The organism is Marinobacter changyiensis (genome assembly GCF_009193265.1).
In the GTDB taxonomy this organism is placed as follows: domain Bacteria; phylum Pseudomonadota; class Gammaproteobacteria; order Pseudomonadales; family Oleiphilaceae; genus Marinobacter; species Marinobacter changyiensis.
Map to the genome: position 1 here is coordinate 458762 of NZ_VZZZ01000001.1, position 20595 is coordinate 479356.

The following is a 20595-nucleotide window of genomic DNA, read 5'->3' on the forward strand; positions in this document are numbered from 1 at the left end:
TGTCCGATAAAACAGGCTTTGGATGATAAACGCTTGGGAATGCTCTGTCCCGGTTTGCGCGGCTACCTTGAGATTGAGGGACGCTCAACAATCAGGCTCCCACCAACTTCAAAACTCGATCCAGCATAGGATCTCGCTCCTGTTCCCGGCCTTTTCTGCCCAGAAACTGCAGGCGAATATGGGGGGGGATGCCGACGTCTTCGTATAGCTGGCCATCGTATGCGCGATAGATTTCGTTGGAGAGGGTGAAGTGCCAGCCGTTTGGGAGGTGGCGCTCCAGGGTGTCCGAGAGGATTCCCTGGGTGGGTTCGCCGATCAGGGTCAGGCGTGGGTGCTGGAGTAACGCCAGCACAAAGATTTCGGCTGCGCTGGCGGTAAGTTCGCTGGTCAGGACGTACAGGTTACCCCGGTAGGTTTCGGTGGCCGGCGGTGTAACGTGGATTTTCTGTTGGCCGGTGAAACCGTTTCCGTGGCGGGCGGACTTACTGAAGGCGAATCGCTTTCTGTCCATCAGGTGGGAGGCAAAATGCAATGCCACTCCATCGTAGCCGCCGCCGTTGCCCCGGATATCAACAACAAGATTCGGTAAATCTCCGAGTTCTGTCAGTATGGTTGTCATGACCGCCGCTGTGGCCGTCAGATCGTCTGCCGGGTGGCCTATCTTGCCGCTCTGGCCGGCCATTGCACGGATGTTCAGGTAACCGGTGGTACTACTGAGCCGGCCCCAATCCACGGTGTGGTTGGCACCATGTCGAATCCCACCCCTTAGATAATCGTCCTGGATGATTTCGTGCAGTCGCTCTCTGAGTTCACCGAGGTAGTTTGCGATGCCACGATCATCTTGAGCGCCTTCCAGTTCGGATTCCAGCCGTTTGTAAAGTGCAGGCCGAGCGCCCGCGCCGTAATGTCCCCAGGGTGTATGGAGACGGATATGGCCGTCACGGAGCGGGCGCAGCATCGCAGCCATGTTGGCAAACAGGGTCTCCCTTGGGCAGTCAGCGGCAATGCGGGGCCGGAACGTTCGGTATGACTGCTCCCACGCGACCCCTTTGAGTTCGAAGAGGGCATAGTGCTCAGCGAAGGTGTGCCAGAAGACGTCAAAATTATACTCGGGATCGCGGCTCGCCTTGCTGCGCTCATCAAAAACGGCCGGCGGGAGCTCCTTCAAACGACGAAAGCCTACTCGTGTCACTCCCGTTGCCCGGTGAGCGCTGAACGCCTGCCTTCCGGGGGATATCTGTACATCTTCGTAATACAACCCCAGCTCCGGAAGCGTGCCGGAATAGAGCTTTCGACAACTGATGGCCGTTTCCTCAAAAAATACGTAGCGATCTCCGTCAATGAGCAGGACTTTCCCATACCCCTGGGATCGCCACACGCCCTGGAGCTGGCTGAAACTTTCTGCAGCTCTGGCAGCCTTATCCGAATTTTCGGTCTTCATAACGTAGTCACTCCGTGCCAGTACACCACTACACTTGGGAGCTGCGTACTTCTTCCACTCAGCATAGCACTCGGCTGGCAGGGCACCTTATCGTGGCGGTATCAAAGGGCAGTATTGCAGTTATGTAACTGTTGCCACCGTGCGACGGGTGACCGCTTAATGATAACTTTGTCGTTATCGTAATGTAACGCTGACGGTGGGCACCCCGGACTGGCAAGGGAGTGGCGATGAGCAGCTCTGAAAACCTGACGAATATGGAACAGTTACTGGACCGCATCCGGAGTTCAACGGAAGGCAAGGACCGGGTCTCCGTGGGGGACATTCTTGCGGCGGTGGGAAAACGGTCATTTGGGCCGGTAATTCTTGTGGCGGGGCTGATTACCATAGCACCGTTAATCGGGGACATCCCGGGGATGCCCACCTTGCTTGGCCTGATTGTTCTGCTCACCCTGGGACAGCTGCTGTTTCGCCAGCAGCATATATGGCTGCCAAACTGGATAACGGCTCGCAACATACAACGTGACAAGCTCACCAAGGGTCTGGACTGGCTCCAGAAACCTGCCCGCATACTGGATAAGCTTACGCGGCCACGACTGGTTTTCCTGGTGGAGGGGCCAGGGCTTTATGTGATGGTTGCGCTTTGTATGGCAGTCGCGCTGGCGATGCCCGCGATGGAAGTCATCCCCTTCAGTGCCAACGGCGGAGGAGCGGCGATGATGGCGTTCGGGTTGGCAATTATTGCGAGTGACGGTGTGGTAGCGCTCATGGCTACCATCATTACCGTTGCTACCGGATGGGTGATATTCAGCAATCTACTCGGTTGACGCATTGTTTACCCCAGCTCCACTTAAACGAAGGCTGCTCAAATAGACACTTCGCGGCGCTGTCAGACCGGTCGCAAAAAAACCCAGTCGGCGGACGTCCGCCATATCCATGAGACGAGTGGCGGGGGCTGACTCGACTTCAGACAACTCAACACGGTAGGTATTCCACCCTGGCTCCGCCACAAACCTGCGATTGAATCGGTCGTTGTGGGCATTGTCACCGCGATCATGGACCGAATCGTTTATCCGAAGGGTCATTTCCAGCGGCAGAGTATCCGGGTTATAAAATTCAAACACCAGTTGCTGGTAGCCCTGCCAATCCCCCGGCATGTTGTCGAGAAAGGCGCCAGAGTATTTCGCAGTTCCCATTCTGATCTCGAGAGTCTGGCCGGAGACCTCCCCTGGCGAGGGCACCCGCGCCACATCACCGCTCCAGTAGCGAACAGCCTGGGGCTGGCCAATGTCGAAGACCATTGGCAGCTGTCGAGCCATCCGATACTGCTGAAAGCCGATCTCGATCACTGGAACTACCTGAAACAGCAACAAAACGGTCACAAGAGCTCTCAACGGCCAAAGCACAGCCGCCGGAAGCCAGCGGCCTGCTCCCCTGGATGGCTGGTGCCATGCCATGACCAGCCAGGCCCCTAACATATTGCGAACCACATCCTGCCAGTCGAGCGCCCGACCCAGACCGTTTTGTATCAGCTCGACAATGGCACCGACAATGAAGATCGCAGCGCTGAGCAGCAACCACTGTCGCCACCCACCGATGCCGAAAACAACCTGCCAGGTGAAGACGACCAGACCAAAAAATAACAGATGCCCGAGATTCCACGCGGAGCGGTACAATGGCCCTGACGCCCAGTCTGGCCCACCGACAAAAAACAACGGGAATATCACGCATAATGATAACCCCAGGACGACCGGAGTTGCTGGAAATCTGGTTTTCATCAATGAAAATTCCTGAAAAAACCCCCAAGCCAAAGCCTGGGGGTTCAGATGCTCCCTGTAAGACTAACTCACCCGGCCGAGGAATCGACGCCCGTGCTGGCCTGGAACTCCATCGCCGGCACCCGGTCAGCACCCCAGCTACGATGAACGTGGCCGATAACACGCTGGAGCTCTTCCTCCGTCACGGTCGCCAGTTCGCCACGCTCGAGGGGGTCAAAGTGAAATATGTAAAGCCTGGAGGCGAACTGCTCAACAGGCAATGACGCCTCACCGAAACGCTCACCGTGGCCGGAAGTACTGACCACCACACCATCACCCCAATTCTGGCCACTGTCATTATTCGGGTTGAAGAAGTACACCCGCATCACCTCCTGAGGGTCCAGGGTGACTCGCAAGATCGTGATCGCATGCCAGCCGATAAACCGTGCGGCGCTGTCAGTCACCGCAATGCCTGCAGGCTGTGGATGGATCAGCGGCTGATTGCCATTGTAATAAGGATGATAACTGGCGTAGAAATGCCGGAGAAAATCTTCCAGATCCTCCAGTTGCCCAGTGGCCACGTCCACGTTGATCCGGAATCCTCGCCCTGACCACCAACCGTGGAATTCCGGGTTTACCCAGCGGTGGGGGTCGCCTTCCCGGCCAACGCACCGGCGGCCCATTTCGGCGTAAATACGGTCCAGGTGCGGCACCACAAGCAGGGATACCGGGTCCAGGTCAATGGGCAGGCTCGTCGCAACCCCTGACAAACTCGCCATGGAAGAGATCGGCTGACCCTCGAAGTGGATGATGATCTCATCGTCCCGGGCTGCCCAGACCACCATCTGCAACAGGTAGTCCGGATCGTTGTAAGCCCACATCGACATGGCGCGCGCTGACTGACACGTGGGGTTGTTGCCCTGACCCACCCCTAATGGCTGGCCCAGCATGCACAATACCCCTTCCAGCAAGCGGGCACGGGGAGACGGGTCATCCCCGTACGCAAGATTTAACCGCTCACGGGAATAGTGAGACAATGGCAAAGCTACTTGCCGCCAAAGCGCTGGCGCCACTGGCGGCTGGTAGAGGATACCACGCTCCAGCATCAGCGCCAGGCCATAGATACCCTGGGCGGTGCGAGGGTGAATGGCTTCGCCAACTATTGCCTGAACCAACTCGTCGTAGCACAGCAGACAATCGCGGCCCGTGCTGGAAAGTCCGAGCGCCTCACCAAGCAAGTGCGTGCTATGGCCAAGCAGATGCCGAACCAGAACAGCATGGTAAGGCGATACCAGTCCAGTATCGTGCATGGCCCGGGCGAAGCCGGTCGCCTCATATTGCAAGGCACCGGCATCCATGGTTTCGAGACGTTCGAGATATATCCCTATACCCGGGTCTTCCCGGCTCGCCTGAGTAGTCCCGTACAGACTGCTGATCAGTCGGTCAGCGCCCTGGCCGCTGGAACCCAGATCGATATCCGGATTAGCCCGACAGACCGCTATCTGGGTAACCATCTGCTTGATGCTGTCGACCTGAATCGGCCGCTGCTGAAGGATCCGCCAGATCTCGTCGATCAGCTTATCGATGACATGCTCATAACCGATGCGTTCAGCCAGATGCTTGACCAGGGACCGGCTGATAATGGCCAGGCGGCCCTGAGACTCACGCTCTTCCTCACCGGCAGTGCCGAACAGCAGTTCGAGGTTGATGGCCAGCACCTGGGTGAGGTAATGGTGCGCCTGCTCCACCGACATGGAAGGATGTTCGTAATCGCCCATGGCAATAGCGAGCAGGCGCAGCTCACTGATGGCCTCGATGACTACGGTATCGGCCTGGGGGCTTTTCAGGGCAAAGGTGCTCAATGACGGCACCAGAAACTGGGGATTTGCCCAGTCTGAGCCTTGAAAGATACCTGCTTCTTCAAAGCGCTGGGCACGCTGCTCGACCAGCGCGCAGCCACCTTCTTGCATCAGCACGCGTTTGGTTGCTTGAAATACGCGACCCAATTTCATGGGTTTGGCAAAATCCGGCGCCTCCGCCAGCGACTGCAAAGCCTCATCCAATCGCTTGGACAAAGACTCCAGCTTGCTGGCATCAGCGCTACTGTTAGCCTCTGAGTAACTCAAGCTGACTCCTCGTATCGGGTTGCGGCAACGACGAAGTACTGGCCGCTGCCCTTAATTATACATAGAAATCGAGGTCCTCCTGATGCTTGAGCAAGTCGCGCATAACATGAGGGTCCTCACCGAAGAAATATATCAAACCCCAGTGGGTACCAAATGCCGTTCGCTTGGTGACCGTCTCTTCGACCGGCGGCGTCAGTTCATGGGACTCGAAGTAGTCGTGATCTTCGGTCTCGGCTGGAATTTCCAGCTTGCTGACAACACGACGACGGGGATACACCCCAAAACAACCAGCTACACCCTTGGCATCGACCACTGCTTTCGGGAAGAAAGCGGTGATTTCTTCTTCGGTGGTCTTCGGATCGAACGCCATGATCATACCCTGATAGGCGTTAAACCCATAGGCACGCTCAAGTAGCTCAAACACCTTGAAACCCGGTGGACGATAAGCCACCTCACCAAAGTACATTTCACCATCGCTGGTAACAAAGTACTCAGGGTGAATAAAGCCGAATTCAATATCAAAGGTCTTGATCAGCTTCTCGATCTGCCGGGTGATAGCTTCCCGGTATTGCTCAAGTTCGGGAGTGGCCGGCACGAACACCGAATAACCGAGAGTGACATACTCGGAGATGTTGAGGAACCGGATTTTGCCATTGTGAATCCAGGCTTCAACCGCAAACTCCCAACCATCAAGGTGTGATTCCATCAACACCGGAAACTCTTCTTCCGGAATGCTGTCGACTTCATCCGGGGTACGAATCACCCGGTGACCCAGGCAGCCTGCCTTATCAAAGGCCTTCAGGTGAATCGGGTCATTGGGGTCACCATCCAGCTTGAGCAAGGTCTGGTTGACCCGCTTCAGGAACCGGATGACGTCTCCCTTGTCGTGGGCTTCCTCAAAAATACCCACCCGGATACCACCCAGCTGTGCACGGCGCTTCATAAGCGCCTTGTCACGAAGCAACATGGCCTGGCCAAACAGGCGGGGGTTATCCATCAATACCGAGTTGATAGCACCGGCCCACTCGACCGTTTCCTCGAACAGCGGGATTGCCACATCCACACCCATATCCTGCAGGGTTTGGGCAATCTCCATTGAGCGGTCGTTCAGGCGTTCAAAGTTCCAGGGCACGTAGGGAATATCGTGCTCCTTGCAGTAGGCCTCAGCCCATTCCGGCGCCACAACCACATAGCGTCGATCAAACCGGTCAGCTGCCTCAACCGCGTTCAGACTCCAGCCCAACAGTGCGACATAACCTTTGTTCGGATCACGGTTTACAGTCTCTCGCTTCGCCATTCGTTGTACCTCTTGCTGCGACATATTTCGTTACAAAGGTACACGTTTTTGCGCTGTATTTGAAATCCGGAACCTGATCAGGGGCCTCAGAAAAGCCCTGAAAGCCTTGCGCTATCAGGGCTGGAACGCTGACAATACCGCTTCGCTTAACGACTCATTTGTGTTGCTAACCGACCTCTCCAGAGAGCCCCAGCGTGGCCAGAGTCCGGGCCCGCACATCTTCCAATAATGATTTGTCGTCCACAAGAGACCGCCCGTAGGATGGCACCATGGTTTTCATTCGCTGCTGCCAGACAGGATCCTTCATGCGTTCGGGAAAGCATCGCTCGAGCACGTCAATCATGGCGTGAGCGGCGGTGGAAGCGCCTGGAGAAGCCCCCAGCAGAGCGGAAAGTGTGCCATCCTTAGAGGCCACAATTTCAGTACCGAACTCCAGTTTGCCTCCGCCGTTCGGGCCTTCCTTGATAATCTGCACTCGCTGGCCTGCCATCTGCAGCTTCCAGTCTTTTTCGTCGGCATCCGGATAGAAGTTCTTCAGAGCTTCGACGCGATCTTCGTGAGACTGAAACACCTCACCGATCAGGTAACGCGTCAGATCCATATTGCTCTTGCCGGCAGACATCATTGAACGCAGGTTATTAGTCTTGACCGTGCCGAATAAATCGAACACCGACCCCTGCTTCAGGAATCGGGTGGTGAAGCCCGCGTAAGGGCCGAACAGCAGCGCGGGCTTGCCATTGATAATCCGTGTATCCAGGTGGGGGACCGACATCGGCGGCGCACCCACCGGTGCCTTACCGTACACTTTGGAGCGGTGTTGCTTGACAATTTCCGGCTTCTGACACACCAGCCACTGGCCACTGACGGGAAAGCCGCCATAACCAGCAGCCTCGTCAATGCCGGACTTCTGCAGCAATGGTAAGGCACCGCCGCCAGCCCCGAGGAACACAAAGCCGGCTTCCAGCTTTTTGGTGATCCCGGTTTTTTCATCCCGCACCCTCACTTTCCAGCGGCCGTTGTCCCGCTGAGCCAAGGAGCGGACCGGATGGCCCAGCAGCAACTCGAAGTTGGGCTGGCTTTGCAGGTATTCCACCATGCTTCGGGTCAGCGAGCCAAAATCAACGTCCGAGCCGTGCTCAACCCGGGTCGCGGCAACCGGTTGCATAGGGTCCCGATGATTGACCACCAGCGGCATCCACTCTTTCAATTGCTCCGGAGCATCAGAAAACTTCATCTCCCGGAACAGATGATGGCCACTAAGTTTTTCGTGGCGCTTGCGCAGAAACTCGACATTCTCCTCACCCCAGACAAAGCTCTGGTGAGGAGTCCGGTTGATAAACGAAGAAGGCCTGGGCAGCATGCCCTGCTCCACCATGTACGACCACAACTGCAGCGACACTTCGAACGCGGCATTGATTGTCAGTGCCCGCTGAATCTCTACCTCTCCGGCGTCTGTTTCGGGGGTATAGTTGAGCTCACAGTAACCGGCGTGACCGGTGCCGGCGTTGTTCCATCCGTCAGTGCTCTCATGGGCGACGTGATCAAGACGCTCTACCATGATGATGTCCAGGGTCGGATCGAGCTGCCTGAGCATCGTGCCGAGGGTGGCGCTCATGACGCCACCGCCGACCAGCACTATATCTGCCTGTCTAGCGGACATTAGTTTCTCACTTTAGCAAGTTGGAAATCGCGCCGATTATCCCGCGTTTTTTCCGGTTAATAAATTGCGTTTGACACTTGATTGAAACGAGCACGGCTAAATACCGGTTTATACGAGCAAATCTGAGCTGGGCCGCTAAAAAACCGTGTTCCTGATCTCGCGATTCATGAGCGACGACAGTGATCTTGACCCCATTCTGGAATACGTCCGTGCCATTGAGTTTGAAACCCTGGTGTTCTTCCTCGGTATTCTTTTACTGGTCCGTATGCTGAGAGAAATTCGGGCCCTGAATTCACTGGTGGTAGGTTATGACCTGATACCGCCGGGATCGTGGCGATGAGTAAATACCGGGCCTTACTTTTGCAAACTACCTGAGGTATTTTATCCTCCTTTTTATCGCTTACACCGTGGGTTATGCGGGGATTTTCCTGCTTGGCCAGGTAATCAACCGAGGTTTTACGATGACAATGGCTTTTCTGGCAATCCTTGGTGGACTGGTCCTGCTGGTCTGGAGTGCCGACCGATTCGTGGAGGGTGCAGCCGCCACCGCCAAGCATGCCGGGATGCCGCCACTGTTAATAGGTATGGTGGTGATCGGTTTCGGCACTTCGGCCCCGGAAATGGTGGTGTCTGCCATGGCGGCCGCGGATGGCAATCCTGGCCTTGCTCTGGGTAACGCTTACGGCTCCAACATAACCAATATCGCGCTGATCATTGGCCTGGTTGCATTGATCAGTCCGATCAATGTGCACTCTCAGGTTCTGCGTAAAGAACTGCCGCTGCTGTTCGCCATCTCACTATTGGCGGGCTGGCAGTTACTCGATGGCGAGCTCTCCCGCATGGATGCCTGGGGTTTGCTGGGTGCGTTTGCGGTGGTTATGGGCTGGTCGATTGTCCAGGGCATGCGCAAAGGCCCTGATGCCCTGGCCGGAGACGTTGATAACGAGTTGATCGCCCACCCCATGGCGCTGAACAAGGCGCTGATGTGGTTGGTTATCGGGCTGGTGTTATTGGTGGTCAGTTCCCGCTTTCTGGTTTGGGGTGCGGTAACCGTGGCCCAAAGCCTCGGGGTAAGCGACCTGGTCATCGGCCTGACGATCGTAGCCGTAGGTACCTCCCTGCCCGAGCTTGCATCATCACTGGTGGCGATAAAGAAAGGCGAACACGACCTGGCCCTGGGGAACATCCTGGGCTCGGGCATATTCAACACCCTGGCGGTGGTGGGTATCGCGGCGGCGATTCACCCTCTGGCGGTCGAATCTGCGGTTTTGTATCGGGACTGGGCACTGATGACCGCATTAACGGTTGCCCTGTTCTTCATGGGCTTCGGTTTCTCCGGTCGGCAAGGCCGCATCAATCGCCTGGAAGGCTCCGCCCTGATGGTGGTTTACGCCCTGTATACCGGCTATCTGGTATCAACCGTCATTCGTTGAGGGGGATTATCTTTTAAAAATGGCCCTCCTTGGCCTTGTCGGGCATCCAGCCCTCAATGAAACCGTCGGGGATGACGGGCACAACTACAATGCAGACCCTTGCAGTGTGCCGACTGAACATGACGTTCTGGTGACAGTTCCGATCAGATTTGTGCCGGGCGAAAGTCCAGTGCTACGGAGTTGAGGCAGTAACGCTGGCCGGTCGGTGGCGGACCATCAGGGAAGACATGCCCGAGATGGCTATCACACCGGGGACAACGCACTTCAATGCGGGTCATACCGAGACTGGTGTCCTCGATAGCGCGTATGTGGCCAGAGTCGAACGGCTGGAAAAAACTGGGCCAGCCGGTTCCGGAGTCGAACTTGGCGTCCGAGCGAAACAATGGCAAATCACAAAGACGACAGTAATAAACACCGTCTTGCTTGTTGTCGAGCAAGGTTCCACAGAACGGCCGCTCAGTGCCATGATCCAGCAGCACCGTGCGCTCCTCCGGTGTCAGCTTCGCAGCCAGGCGCTCGATCTCGGCAGGGCTCAGGGGTTGCAGGTCATAACCGGATGCAGATGTGCTCATAATGGCCTCCTCAGGCTATGAATGATCAGAGTATTCCGGCTTGAGCCGGTCGGGAAATCCTTCGATGAGTTTATTCAGTTTGGGGGCCGCAACGGCCATCACATAAGGCTGATAAGGATTTCGGGCGGCAAAATTCTGATGGTAATCCTCGGCCGGATAAAACGCTTCCAGTGGTTCCAGGGTCGTTGCTATGGGCGCCGGGTATACACCCGCGCTATCAAGCTGCCGGATATAAGCCTCAGCGACCCGCTTTTGCTCTTCGTTTTCATAGAAAATGACGGAGCGGTACTGGGTGCCGCGGTCATTGCCCTGACGATTGAGTTGGGTCGGATCATGGGCCACGGAAAAGAACACCTTCAGCAACTCGCCAAAACTCACAGCGGACGGATCGTATTGCACCGCGATCACTTCCGCGTGGCCGGTCTGGCCCGAACACACGCTGTCATAATTTGCGCTGTCGGCAGCACCACCGGCATAGCCGGAGACCACGCTGTTTACGCCACTGATCGCCAGATACACAGCCTCCACACACCAGAAACAACCACCACCCATTACCAGGCGCTGCTCATCCCCTGAGGCAGGGGCGGGTAAGTCGAATTCCGGACCGGGAAACCGGCTTTTCGGGACGGTCAGGCCCGGAAGGTCGCAGGATGTGCTCGAAATGCTCATAGGTCCCCTCATCGTCTTGATAAACTTGAGTCCCCATTCTGGGAGCTCGATAACACATTTGCCAGCCCTCATTTGGCGGCAGACTTACAACCACCCTGCTCCTGCCAGAGCGCAAGTCGGTGCCATCAGCCAGACCGGAATGCGCCAGAGGGCCAGCGCAGCCCATATCAGCAATACAAATGCCAACGCCTCCGGGGATTTTACTGCGGCCGTCCAGACCGGGTCATAGAGCGTAGCCAGCAACAAACCCACAACCCCTGCACTGACACCCGCCAGAAAATAACGGGCACCCGGATGTCGGCGCACGTATGTCCAGAGCGGCAGCCCGGCGAAAACCAGCAGGGTGCCCGGCAGAAAGATCGCCACCACCGCGATCAGCCCACCGACAAAACCGGACGCTGCTGTACCAAGAAACGCCGAAAAGCTGAACAAGGGGCCAGGCATTGCCTGCACGATGCCGTAGCCCGCCAGAAAGGTATCTGCCGGCATTGCGCCGGAAGCAACAAACGAGGATTCCAGCCAGGGTAGAACCACGTGGCCACCACCAAACACCAGGGCACCAGACCGATAGAGTTCGGCACCAATCCAGGGCAGACTGCCGGTAGTGAACGGCAGCAAAGACGCCAGCAGCAAGATTACAAACGCTGCCGCAAAAGCCAGTGGTCTGCGGCCCTGGACGGGCATCAGCAGAGCCTCGTTGCCGGGGTCACCGGCTGTCTTTAAACCCATGCCTGCTGCTCCTGCGGCAATAAGGGCAAGCACCTGAACCCACACTGAACCGACGAGCAGAATGACGGCTGCGACAGCCAGAGCGACGGTCAGGCGGGCAGCATCGGGACACAGTGTTTTACCCATCTGCCACACTGCCTGCGCAACAACTGCCACCACAAACAGCTTGAGCCCTTCTACCCAGCCACCCTGGCCGGCTTCCGGCCAGACCGCAAGGCCGGCAGCAAATAACCCCATCAATAACGCCGAAGGCAAAGTGAATGCCAGCCATGCCAGCCCCGCGCCCCGGTAGCCCCGTTGCAGAAAACCCAAAGCCAACCCCACCTGGCTGGAGGCAGGGCCCGGCAGCAACTGACACAAAGCCACCACCTCTCCAAAGGCTGCGTCCGACAGCCATCGTCTACGGTGGACAAATTCATCGTGGAAGAATCCCAGGTGCGCCGCCGGCCCGCCAAACGATGTCAAACCCAGGCGGAGAAAAATCCAGAACACTGTCGGCAATGTCGGGCTGTCATCGGGTCGCGGGCGGGTCATAACCTTTCCTGAACGTTACAGTTTGCGTTGTATTCGTTGCGAGAGTTGCGAGTTTCCCAGAGCGAACCATACTGGAGGAAGCTTCACTCCCCCTGTCGATAACAACGGTTACTCACACTATCAGATCACTATGACGGCACAGGCTCATTCCTACAGAACGACGGACGAATTACTGGAATACCGTTTAAGTCTCCGGCTGGGCCCGGTACACGCCCGCCAGCGGCTGCGCATAGAGCAGGAATCGGAAGCGCTGGTGTTTGGCCAGGACCATCATTCCTTTCATCTCGAAAACTGGAGCGCAGCCCACCGCTGGATCCGGGGATGTCTCTGGGTTTCTGGCATGTTGAAACGTGGCCAGAACAACAGCCGCAAGCTCCGAACCGCTTACAACACCTTCAGCCTGCCCAATTTACCAGTGGCATTTGACGGACTTCGTATTCTGCATCTGACTGACCTGCACGTCGATATGGATGCCGCCAATCTGCAAGCCGTCACAGATCATATCGCTCCGCTGGAGTATGACCTGTGTGTGTTAACCGGAGATTACCGAAAGCAGACCTGGGGAGCCATCGACGATGCCCTGGCGGGCATGAAAAAACTCCGGTCAGCAATCAAGGGAAGAGCCATCGCGGTATTGGGCAATCACGACAGCATCCGCATGCTGCCCGGGCTGGAAGATATGGGCTATCAGGTATTGCTGAATGAGCACGCCTGGCTCGAACGAAAGGGCGAAACCCTCTACATTGCGGGTGTTGACGATGCCCACTTCTACAAAGCTCACAACCTGCACAAGGCTGGCGACCAGATCCCCAATGGCTCAACCACCATTCTGCTCAGCCACACCCCGGAGATCTGGCGGGAGGCAGGTTACGCCGGTTATGACGTTTTCCTCTGTGGCCACACCCACGGTGGCCAGATCTGCCTGCCAGGCGGCATTCCCGTCACGCTGGATTCGGATTGCCCCCGGTCCCTCGGTCGGGGAGCCTGGCAGCGCAATGGTATGCAGGGTTACACGTCACCGGGCTCCGGCACCTCGGTGGTCAATGTGCGGTTGAACTGCCCGCCGGAAGTAACGCTCCACACGCTCACCCGGGGCCCTACCTGATACCCGGGCAGCCGACCGGTACCAGACACGCCTGGATCAGTGGGGTTGCTTACGAATACCGAGGCGATGCATCAAAGGTGACAACACCATATTGGCGATCACGAACAGAATCGTCACCGCCAGGGTAACGGCCCAGCCAAGGTCCAGCCACAGGGCCGCAAAACCCATCGGAAGTATGGCTTCCGGAATCTGGTCAAGCCCGGGGACACGAGCACTGGGGAGCAAACCGAACCGGCGTTTGAGAAAACTGCTGATCAAGTCACCGGTCAGCGCCAGTAAACCGAAGACAGCTCCAAAGACCAACCCTGCGCCCGCCAGGCTACTGACCAGTGCACTGGCAAGCACGCCGGCAACGACACCCCGCCAGGTCTTGTTGGCACCGAAAATACGCCGCCGGTCAAACCAGTTATGGCCGCCATCAACCGGGTAATTCCAGCGCTGATGCAGCAATTTTCTCGCGATTACCGGGGCACCGTTGGCCACGATCAATAGCGCCAACAGTAGCAGCGCAAGCATGTTCCCCCCGGTCAGCCCAAGGTCGGGCCCGGGCTCAGCCCAGGCCACCCCGGGTCAGTTTGAGCGGATCAAGCAAGGCTTCCAGTTGCGCCCGACTGAGATCACAACGCTCTTCTGCCACATCAATGATCGGCCGGCCGGTTTTGTAGGCTTCCTTGGCAATATCAGCGGCCAGGGCATAGCCGATTTCTGGGTTGAGTGCCGTCACCAGAACCGGATTTTTCCCCACCGCCGCATCCAGATGGGCAGAGTTGACCGTGAACCCGGTAATGGCTTTATCCGCCATCAGACTGGCCGCGTTGGACAGCAGGTTGATCATATCGATCAGGTTGGCACCCACCAGGGGCAGCATGACGTTAAGCTGGAAGTTACCAGACTGCCCCGCTATGGCCACAGCGCTGTCCAACCCGGTGACTTGAGCCGAAACCATCGCCACCGATTCCGGAATCACCGGGTTGACCTTGCCCGGCATGATACTGCTGCCGGGTTGCAGGGCCGGGAGACTGATTTCCGCCAGCCCGTGAATCGGGCCACTGTTCATCCAGCGTAAGTCATTGGCGATCTTGGTCAGCACGATACCCACACCCCGCAACTGGGCAGACAATGCAACCGGAGCATCGACCGCACTCTGGCCCACAAATTTGTGTTCCAGCGAGCGGAAGTGGAAGCCAGTATGGTCTGACAACGCCTCGACAAAGCGGCTGGCAAAATCGTCATGGGCATTCACGCCGGTGCCAACAGCCGTACCACCCTGGGGCACTGCGAGCAATTCTTCACAGGCGTGCTCCACGCGTCTCTCCGCAGCGTGCAACTGCTCCCGCCAGGTCCGCAATTCCTGACCGAGCGTTACCGGCATGGCGTCCATCAAGTGAGTGCGACCGGTTTTGACCTGTTCTGAAAACAGTGCCTCCCGTTCATAGATCATGCCCTGAAGGTGCGACAGTGCAGGCAGTAGCTGTTGATGTACCTGAGTAACGGCACTGAGATGGATAGCCGTCGGAATTACGTCATTGGAGCTCTGGCTCATATTGACGTGGTCATTGGGGTTAATCGCCTGTCCCGCCTGTTCAGCCAGCCGGGCGATAACCTCGTTGACATTCATGTTGGTGCTGGTGCCGGAGCCGGTCTGATAACGATCAATCGGGAACTGGTCCCGGTGGTCGCCTTGAAGTAACCGGTCGCAGGCATCCACAATTGCTCCCCGCTGGGGCTCATCCAGCAAACCAAGAACTTTATTGGCTTCCGCAGCGGCGCGTTTGATACGGACAACCGCGTCAATAAATGCAGGCGGCATCGGCAACCCGCTGACCGGGAAGTTTTCAATGGCCCGCTGGGTTTGGGCGCCCCAGAGTGCCGAGGCGGGCACGTGGACCTCCCCAAGGCTGTCCCGCTCTATCCTGTCATCGCTCATGGCTGTTTTGTCGCTCATAGCTGTTTGGTCGCTCATGGTAGCTCCTCCCGTGTGAACGGCACTTGCTCTATCAACCAATACGAATCTTAAGCCCTTATGTCTCAGGGCGGCACCCCGATGCAAACTCGACGTCAGCTGTGCTTCAGCCTGACATGATCACAAATACCGGTGACCTGTTCAAAGCTGAGGATCAACGTGTGTACCGTATTGGTATAGGTGTCGTGCAGGTGGAATTTGAATCGGCGCTGCTTCTCCCCCAGGAGAAAACCGTCGTACTCCTTTACCAGTTCCCTGACGTCTCCGCCCTGATCCTTTGACCAGGTTGCATTAAAGGGCCCCAGTATTGCGCCACCGGCCAGACACACAGTAACTTCATGATTGGTCAAAGCATTTTCCGAATTCAGCATACAGAACCCTCGCGATCAAAAGGTGGTAGTGACACCTCAAGTGTAGACTCGATTCGAGTCAAGCCTAAACAACTCAACGGCAACATGACGCGACTTTAAGGGTTGGCGATTGCAAGAGACTGGCTTGGCGGCTATTTAACGGCGCTGTCCAGGTGTGAAGGGCTGACCAGGCTCGCCAGTAACGCCCGCAGCCGATTGGGTTTTACCGGCTTGTTGAGTACCGGAAACGCCTGCGCACGCAGCGATCGCAGGCAGGTATCACTCCGGTCTGCGGTAATGATGGCGGCGGGTATCTCCTGCTCAAGCGCCCGCCGAACCGCCTGAATTGCATCACAACCGGTTTTGCTGTGGTCCAGGTGATAGTCTGCAAGAATGGCATCCGGGGCTCGAGAAGAGGCCAGGCAATGGTCAACAGCATTTTCCGGACCGGTCGCGGTGAGTACGTCGCAGCCCCAGCGCTCAAGGAGCGCCCGCATGCTGACCAGAATCGCTGGCTCATTATCAACCACCAGTACCCGAAACCCTGCCAGCGAACCGTCCGGGGCTGCTTGCACGGGCTGAGAAAAAGCAGGCGGCAAAACATCCACCACCTCAAGCGGTAAAGACAGCGAGAATCGTGACCCTTTGCCGGGCACTGACGCCACGTCAATGCCACAACCGAGCATTCTCGCCATGCGCTCCACGATAGCCAGACCCAGACCAACACCCTGACGCCCGCCCGACTGTGGTGGCAGTAATTGGTGAAACTCCGTAAATATGTCCGTCAGCTTGTCGGCGGCAATACCTACGCCGGTGTCCCAGACGTCGATGCGCAGAGCCGTGCCGCGTCGGCGCATCGCCAGTAAAATCCGACCTTCAGGTGTGTAACGGAAGGCATTACTCAGCAAGTTCCTCAGGATGCGCGTCAGCATTCTGGGATCGGTTCGCACCAGTGCCTCCTGTGAGCGCAGGTGAAAAGCCAGCCGGGCATTGCGGGCAACCGGCTCGAATTCGTCTGCCAGGCCTTCAACCAGCTGGCGGATATCCACCCAGCTGATATCAGGCTGCATCGCTTGCTGGTCAAGCTTGGAGATATCCAGCAGGTCCGCCAGCAAATCTTCGGCGCCTTCCAGGGCGCGGTGAATCTGCTCGATCAGCCGGCTTTCGCGCACCGGCAGCGCACTGTCCTGCAAGGTGCTCACCAGCAGGCGGGCGGCATTCAGTGGTTGCAACAAGTCATGGCTTGCAGCAGCCAGATACTTGTCTTTGCTGCGATTGGCTTCTTTTGCCGCTGCCACGGCGATGGTCAGTTCGCGCTCTACTTTTTTACGCTGCTCAATGTTGTAACGCAGACCGTCATTGGCATTCTGCAGCGCCTCCGTGCGTTCCTCCACCCGCCGTTCCAGTTCGGCATTCAGCTGCACCAGCCTGACCCGGGCGATGTGACGCTCGGTGATATCGGCCACAAAGGCTTCTACCACTTCAACGCCCAGATCCGGACGACGCAGCAGGGTCATGGCAACGGTAACAGGTTCACCGTCAGCCCGGCGTAACTGGACTTCCCGGGCACTGATGCGGCCCTCAGACAGCAACTCGTGACGAACCTGATCAAAATCATGGGCACGCCAGAACAGTTGCTCCCGCAGTCGGATAATACGACGGCCAAGGTCCTCGGGGCTGTCGTAGCCGCAGATTTTGGCCATCGCGGGGTTTATGGATAAGAAACCGCCTTTCAGGTCACCCTGGAAGATACCGTGCAGGGCGTTCTCGAACAGCCACTTATACCGGTTACGTTCTTTTTCCAGCTCTTCAATGCGGGCCAGCATGGCGGGATAATGACTCTTTCGGGCCGAATGGCTGCCCAGCCCGAGCAGGTCGCCGACATCGTAATCTGGCTCTGCCGGGTCAGAGGGCTTCTTCATAAACCACTTCAACATCTCGCTGGGAGGACTTTCGGGGGTTGGTCAGAATGCAGGGGTCCTGCATCGCAAAACCGGACAGCGACGGGATATCGGACCTCGTCACGCCCAGTTTGGCCAGTTTGGCCTCCAGCCCGACCGCACGCTTGAGCAGGATAATGCGCTCCATCAACCTCGACTTCACCGTCGCCATGGTCATGCCACGGGTATCAATGCCCATGGTTTCCGCTACCCGCTTGAAGCGCTCATCGGCGGAAGCGAAATTATAGGCAACCACGTGCTCCAGCAGCATGGCATTGCACAGCCCGTGGGGCAGGTCCAGAAAACCACCAAGACTATGAGACATGGCGTGCACCGCACCGAGAATGGCATTTGAAAACGCCAGGCCTGCCTGCATGGACGCCAGCATGATGTGCTCACGCAACTGGCTGTCGGACGGATTTTTAACCAGGGGTTCCAGATGCTGGTTGATCAGCCGGATTGCCTCCAGCGCGTGGCTATCGGTCAGCGGGCCGCTGCCGGTTGACACATAGGCTTCAATTGCATGCACCAACGCATCGACCCCGGTGCAGGCCGTGAGAAACGGGTCCATGGTCCCGGTCACTTCCGGATCTATCAGTGACACATCCGGCACCACAGCCTTGCTGATGATCGAGAATTTGAAGCGGCGAACGGGGTCGGAAATGATGGCAAACTGGGACACATCCGCCGAGGTGCCTGCCGTGGTGGGTATCAGTATCAGCGGCGGCGATGGCAGGGTAATGGTATCGACGCCTTCAAACTCGAGAATATTCCGGCCATGGGCGCTGACAATCCCGATGCCCTTGGCACAATCCATCGGGCTGCCACCACCGATGGCCACGATGACATCACATCCCGCACTCTTATACAGCTCGGCACCGGCCATGACCTCATCCACTTTGGGGTTCGATGTCACACCAGTAAAGGTAACGTAATCAATACCTCCTGCACGCAGGAGTTCCTCGATTTCGGCCACCCAGCCAACGGCCTTAACTCCCGGATCAGAGACCAGCAATACCCTGCGCGCGGCGAAATTACTGGCAAAATTGGCAACCGTTTTGCGTGAACCTGCACCGAAGACAATCTCCGGAGAGACAAATTTGCGCAAGGTCGAAATGTCGTGACTCATAAGCGCCCTCAATCAAATTATTGTTATTGTCACAATCCACTCTTAGTGTACTCCCAATGCACTCTCGCTGCTCTTTAGTGGATGAGTGGATTAGTGGGCACCCGCGGCTGCACAATGACGCTGATAGAAATCCAGCAGCCGCTCCAGCATGAAAACCTGACGGTCCGGCTGGCGAAAGCCATGGCCTTCCTCGGCGAAGTAATGATACTCAGGTTCGAAGCCTCCGCGGCTGAGCGCTGCCACCATAGCTTCAGTCTGTTGTGGCACCACCACTTTGTCCTGACCGCCCTGAAAAAAGATCACCGGGTGTTTTATCCGGTGGCTTTGAGCCACCGGGGTACGGTCTTGCCAACGCCGGGCATGGGTTTCCGGATCACCCAGCAACCAGTCCAGATACCCGGATTCAAACCGGTGGGTCCGGGTGCGTAAGCGGGCCGGGTCACTGACACCGAACAGGCTGGCACCGGCCAGGAAGACGTCAGAATCCACCAGTGCCATAAGCGCGGTGTAGCCGCCGGCACTGCGACCCTGGACGAAGGCTCGCCCGGCATCCGCCAGTTTTTTCCCCGCCAGATAAACAACGGCAGCCTGGACGTCTTCCACATCCGATACGCCCCATTGTTGCGCCAATGACTGCCGGAAGAGGCGGCCGAACCCGGTACTGCCACGATAATTCACCGCTGCCACCGCAAAGCCATGGTGGGCCCAGAACTGCACCTGCGGATCAAACACCGGGTAAGCGGCCGAGGTCGGACCACCGTGGACCAGTACGATCAAGGGCGGCGGCTGAGTCGGGATAACCGTTGAATTTTGTGGGCCAGGCGGCCGGTAATATAGCCCGGTGACCGTTTGTCCGTCTTTGGCCTGAAACCGGAAACGGCTGGGCAAAATACAGTCGCTGGCGGGTAAGGGTTGTTCGCCACCGGCCAGAACTTTCACACTACCGGAGCGCAGGTCAATCTCAAGCACGCTGTCCGTTGCATCCGACCGTCGCGCAATGCAGATGAGACGGCTCCCGACTCCCTGCAGAGCGCGGAAATCCACATACCCGATAGCCAGCCGTTGAGGCGCGGCATGATCACCGGAGTGATACCAGAGCTCACCAAACCCCTCCTGATACCTGACACTGGCCCAGCCCGAGGCCTCGACCCCGGTCCATTGGCGCTCGCCCAATTGCCAGGGCGCATTGCCGTGGTCGGCAGCGACTTCCGAGAGCGCTTGCCATCGAGTTCTGCCAGCGCCCGTAGCTTCGACCCGAAATGGCTGCCACCAGCCCAGATGATCCGACAGTACCACCAGGTCATTGCCAATGAAACCGGGCTGCTGCACCGACGCCGGGGTGGGGGTATCACAGCTACAAACGTCCGACAGTTCACCGGTTTCTTCCACTGTGGCGAACCAGAGCCGGCTTTGCTGCCAGGGCATATCGGGCAACTGCCAGGTCACCCAGGCCAGGCACCCGCCATCATCACTGACCGCGGCAGCGCCATAAAAATCATCCCCTTCCCGAACAACCTTGAGGGAACCGGACGCGATATCCACCGCTACCAGCTGCTGCCGGACAGCTCCGTCCGTCAGAGTGAGCTCCCGGACCGCCAGCAGACGATTGCGCACCGGGTCGGCCACCAGCCCGCCAAAGCTGCTGTCAGAATCCCGGGTCAGCGATGCCATACTGCCGGTAGCCAGTTCCACTTTGCTGATCTGCTGGCTGGCACCATCGACCACGTAGGCACAGTCGCCCAGCAGGCAGAGGGCGCCACCGCCATAGCCGTTGACGTTACTGCGTATTGTCATATCAGGATGGCTGGCCAGTACCGGCTGGTTGTTTTCCAGCCGCCAGAGCCGCACTGAACCATCGCCAGGATCGAACTCCAGCCACGCCAGGAACTCGCC

17 protein-coding genes and 1 pseudogene are annotated in these 20595 nt (G+C 57.6%); 4 read left to right on the plus strand and 14 right to left on the minus strand.

The window, feature by feature from the left end:
• Positions 1 to 91: 91 nt before the first annotated feature.
• Complete coding sequence (locus F6Y09_RS02280) at positions 92 to 1441, minus strand: S41 family peptidase (protein ID WP_152205299.1); 1350 nt, start codon at positions 1439 to 1441, stop codon at positions 92 to 94.
• Positions 1442 to 1668: 227 nt separating this feature from the next.
• Between F6Y09_RS02280 and F6Y09_RS02285 the strand changes: the two genes are divergently transcribed.
• Positions 1669 to 2265: an exopolysaccharide biosynthesis protein gene (locus F6Y09_RS02285; protein ID WP_152205300.1), complete on the plus strand. Its 597-nt coding sequence runs from the start codon at positions 1669 to 1671 to the stop codon at positions 2263 to 2265.
• Here the strand turns inward: F6Y09_RS02285 and F6Y09_RS02290 are convergent.
• The 4 genes from F6Y09_RS02290 to mqo all read right to left on the minus strand — a co-directional run bounded on the left by F6Y09_RS02290 (position 2254) and on the right by mqo (position 8278).
• Entirely contained in the window at positions 2254 to 3216 is a 963-nt protein-coding gene (locus F6Y09_RS02290) for a VanZ family protein (RefSeq protein ID WP_152205301.1), read from the minus strand. The two genes, F6Y09_RS02285 and F6Y09_RS02290, sit on opposite strands and share 12 nt — an antisense overlap.
• Positions 3217 to 3284: 68 nt before the next feature.
• Entirely contained in the window at positions 3285 to 5321 is a 2037-nt protein-coding gene (locus tag F6Y09_RS02295; RefSeq protein ID WP_152205302.1) for a hypothetical protein, read from the minus strand.
• Positions 5322 to 5376: 55 nt separating this feature from the next.
• Positions 5377 to 6618 carry an ATP-grasp domain-containing protein gene (locus F6Y09_RS02300; RefSeq protein WP_152205303.1) on the minus strand — a complete coding sequence of 414 codons (1242 nt, stop codon included), beginning with the start codon at positions 6616 to 6618 and terminating at the stop codon, positions 5377 to 5379.
• 166 nt (positions 6619 to 6784) lie between these two features.
• Complete coding sequence (mqo, locus tag F6Y09_RS02305) at positions 6785 to 8278, minus strand: malate dehydrogenase (quinone) (protein WP_152205304.1); 1494 nt, start codon at positions 8276 to 8278, stop codon at positions 6785 to 6787.
• Between the two features lie 145 nt (positions 8279 to 8423).
• Between mqo and F6Y09_RS20805 the strand changes: the two are divergent.
• Both F6Y09_RS20805 and F6Y09_RS02315 read left to right on the plus strand, forming a co-directional pair.
• Positions 8424 to 8727: pseudogene (locus F6Y09_RS20805) on the plus strand (sodium:proton antiporter); the annotation flags it as partial.
• Positions 8728 to 8739: 12 nt separating this feature from the next.
• The gene (locus F6Y09_RS02315) at positions 8740 to 9711 is read left to right on the plus strand and encodes a calcium/sodium antiporter (protein WP_179959349.1); all 972 of its coding nucleotides are present in this window, start codon (positions 8740 to 8742) and stop codon (positions 9709 to 9711) included.
• A gap of 143 nt (positions 9712 to 9854) precedes the next feature.
• On the opposite strand, the gene msrB is transcribed toward F6Y09_RS02315, so the two are convergent.
• The 3 genes from msrB to chrA all read right to left on the minus strand — a co-directional run bounded on the left by msrB (position 9855) and on the right by chrA (position 12215).
• Entirely contained in the window at positions 9855 to 10283 is a 429-nt protein-coding gene (gene msrB, locus F6Y09_RS02320) for a peptide-methionine (R)-S-oxide reductase MsrB (RefSeq protein WP_152205305.1), read from the minus strand.
• Positions 10284 to 10298: 15 nt separating this feature from the next.
• A complete protein-coding gene (msrA, locus tag F6Y09_RS02325) occupies positions 10299 to 10952 on the minus strand; it encodes a peptide-methionine (S)-S-oxide reductase MsrA (protein ID WP_152205306.1) in 654 nt (217 codons plus the stop codon).
• Positions 10953 to 11036: 84 nt separating this feature from the next.
• Positions 11037 to 12215 (minus strand): chromate efflux transporter, encoded by a 1179-nt coding sequence (gene chrA / locus F6Y09_RS02330; RefSeq protein WP_152205307.1) that lies wholly within the window; start codon positions 12213 to 12215, stop codon positions 11037 to 11039.
• A gap of 130 nt (positions 12216 to 12345) precedes the next feature.
• Here chrA and F6Y09_RS02335 point away from each other — a divergent pair, with 130 nt between their 5' ends.
• Complete coding sequence (locus tag F6Y09_RS02335) at positions 12346 to 13320, plus strand: metallophosphoesterase (protein WP_152205308.1); 975 nt, start codon at positions 12346 to 12348, stop codon at positions 13318 to 13320.
• Positions 13321 to 13356: 36 nt separating this feature from the next.
• Here the strand turns inward: F6Y09_RS02335 and F6Y09_RS02340 are convergent, their stop codons facing one another.
• From F6Y09_RS02340 to F6Y09_RS02365, 6 genes are all read right to left on the minus strand, one after another.
• Positions 13357 to 13836, minus strand: coding sequence for a CDP-archaeol synthase (locus F6Y09_RS02340; RefSeq protein ID WP_152205309.1), 480 nt, complete (start codon positions 13834 to 13836; stop codon positions 13357 to 13359).
• Between the two features lie 34 nt (positions 13837 to 13870).
• Positions 13871 to 15247 carry a class II fumarate hydratase gene (locus tag F6Y09_RS02345; RefSeq protein WP_152205949.1) on the minus strand — a complete coding sequence of 459 codons (1377 nt, stop codon included), beginning with the start codon at positions 15245 to 15247 and terminating at the stop codon, positions 13871 to 13873.
• A 131-nt stretch (positions 15248 to 15378) separates the two neighbouring features.
• Positions 15379 to 15654: a hypothetical protein gene (locus F6Y09_RS02350; RefSeq protein WP_152205310.1), complete on the minus strand. Its 276-nt coding sequence runs from the start codon at positions 15652 to 15654 to the stop codon at positions 15379 to 15381.
• A 131-nt stretch (positions 15655 to 15785) separates the two neighbouring features.
• Complete coding sequence (locus F6Y09_RS02355) at positions 15786 to 17555, minus strand: hybrid sensor histidine kinase/response regulator (protein ID WP_152205311.1); 1770 nt, start codon at positions 17553 to 17555, stop codon at positions 15786 to 15788.
• Positions 17539 to 18702 carry an alcohol dehydrogenase-like regulatory protein ErcA gene (ercA, locus tag F6Y09_RS02360; protein WP_152205312.1) on the minus strand — a complete coding sequence of 388 codons (1164 nt, stop codon included), beginning with the start codon at positions 18700 to 18702 and terminating at the stop codon, positions 17539 to 17541. Before ercA ends, F6Y09_RS02355 begins: the two co-directional genes overlap by 17 nt.
• A 90-nt stretch (positions 18703 to 18792) precedes the next feature.
• A complete protein-coding gene (locus F6Y09_RS02365; RefSeq protein WP_246180264.1) occupies positions 18793 to 20550 on the minus strand; it encodes an alpha/beta hydrolase family protein in 1758 nt (585 codons plus the stop codon).
• Positions 20551 to 20595: the final 45 nt, after the last annotated feature.

Excerpts from the sequence above, each read along its gene's own strand:
- F6Y09_RS02280 (WP_152205299.1), bottom strand. The coding sequence starts at position 1,441 with ATGAAGACCGAAAATTCGGATAAGGCTGCCAGAGCTGCAGAAAGTTTC.
- F6Y09_RS02285 (WP_152205300.1), top strand. The coding sequence starts at position 1,669 with ATGAGCAGCTCTGAAAACCTGACGAATATGGAACAGTTACTGGACCGC.
- F6Y09_RS02290 (WP_152205301.1), bottom strand. The coding sequence starts at position 3,216 with ATGAAAACCAGATTTCCAGCAACTCCGGTCGTCCTGGGGTTATCATTA.
- F6Y09_RS02300 (WP_152205303.1), bottom strand. The coding sequence starts at position 6,618 with ATGGCGAAGCGAGAGACTGTAAACCGTGATCCGAACAAAGGTTATGTC.
- mqo (WP_152205304.1), bottom strand. The coding sequence starts at position 8,278 with ATGTCCGCTAGACAGGCAGATATAGTGCTGGTCGGCGGTGGCGTCATG.
- F6Y09_RS02315 (WP_179959349.1), top strand. The coding sequence starts at position 8,740 with ATGACAATGGCTTTTCTGGCAATCCTTGGTGGACTGGTCCTGCTGGTC.
- msrB (WP_152205305.1), bottom strand. The coding sequence starts at position 10,283 with ATGAGCACATCTGCATCCGGTTATGACCTGCAACCCCTGAGCCCTGCC.
- msrA (WP_152205306.1), bottom strand. The coding sequence starts at position 10,952 with ATGAGCATTTCGAGCACATCCTGCGACCTTCCGGGCCTGACCGTCCCG.
- chrA (WP_152205307.1), bottom strand. The coding sequence starts at position 12,215 with ATGACCCGCCCGCGACCCGATGACAGCCCGACATTGCCGACAGTGTTC.
- F6Y09_RS02335 (WP_152205308.1), top strand. The coding sequence starts at position 12,346 with ATGACGGCACAGGCTCATTCCTACAGAACGACGGACGAATTACTGGAA.
- F6Y09_RS02340 (WP_152205309.1), bottom strand. The coding sequence starts at position 13,836 with ATGCTTGCGCTGCTACTGTTGGCGCTATTGATCGTGGCCAACGGTGCC.
- F6Y09_RS02345 (WP_152205949.1), bottom strand. The coding sequence starts at position 15,247 with ATGAGCGATGACAGGATAGAGCGGGACAGCCTTGGGGAGGTCCACGTG.
- F6Y09_RS02350 (WP_152205310.1), bottom strand. The coding sequence starts at position 15,654 with ATGCTGAATTCGGAAAATGCTTTGACCAATCATGAAGTTACTGTGTGT.
- F6Y09_RS02355 (WP_152205311.1), bottom strand. The coding sequence starts at position 17,555 with ATGAAGAAGCCCTCTGACCCGGCAGAGCCAGATTACGATGTCGGCGAC.
- ercA (WP_152205312.1), bottom strand. The coding sequence starts at position 18,702 with ATGAGTCACGACATTTCGACCTTGCGCAAATTTGTCTCTCCGGAGATT.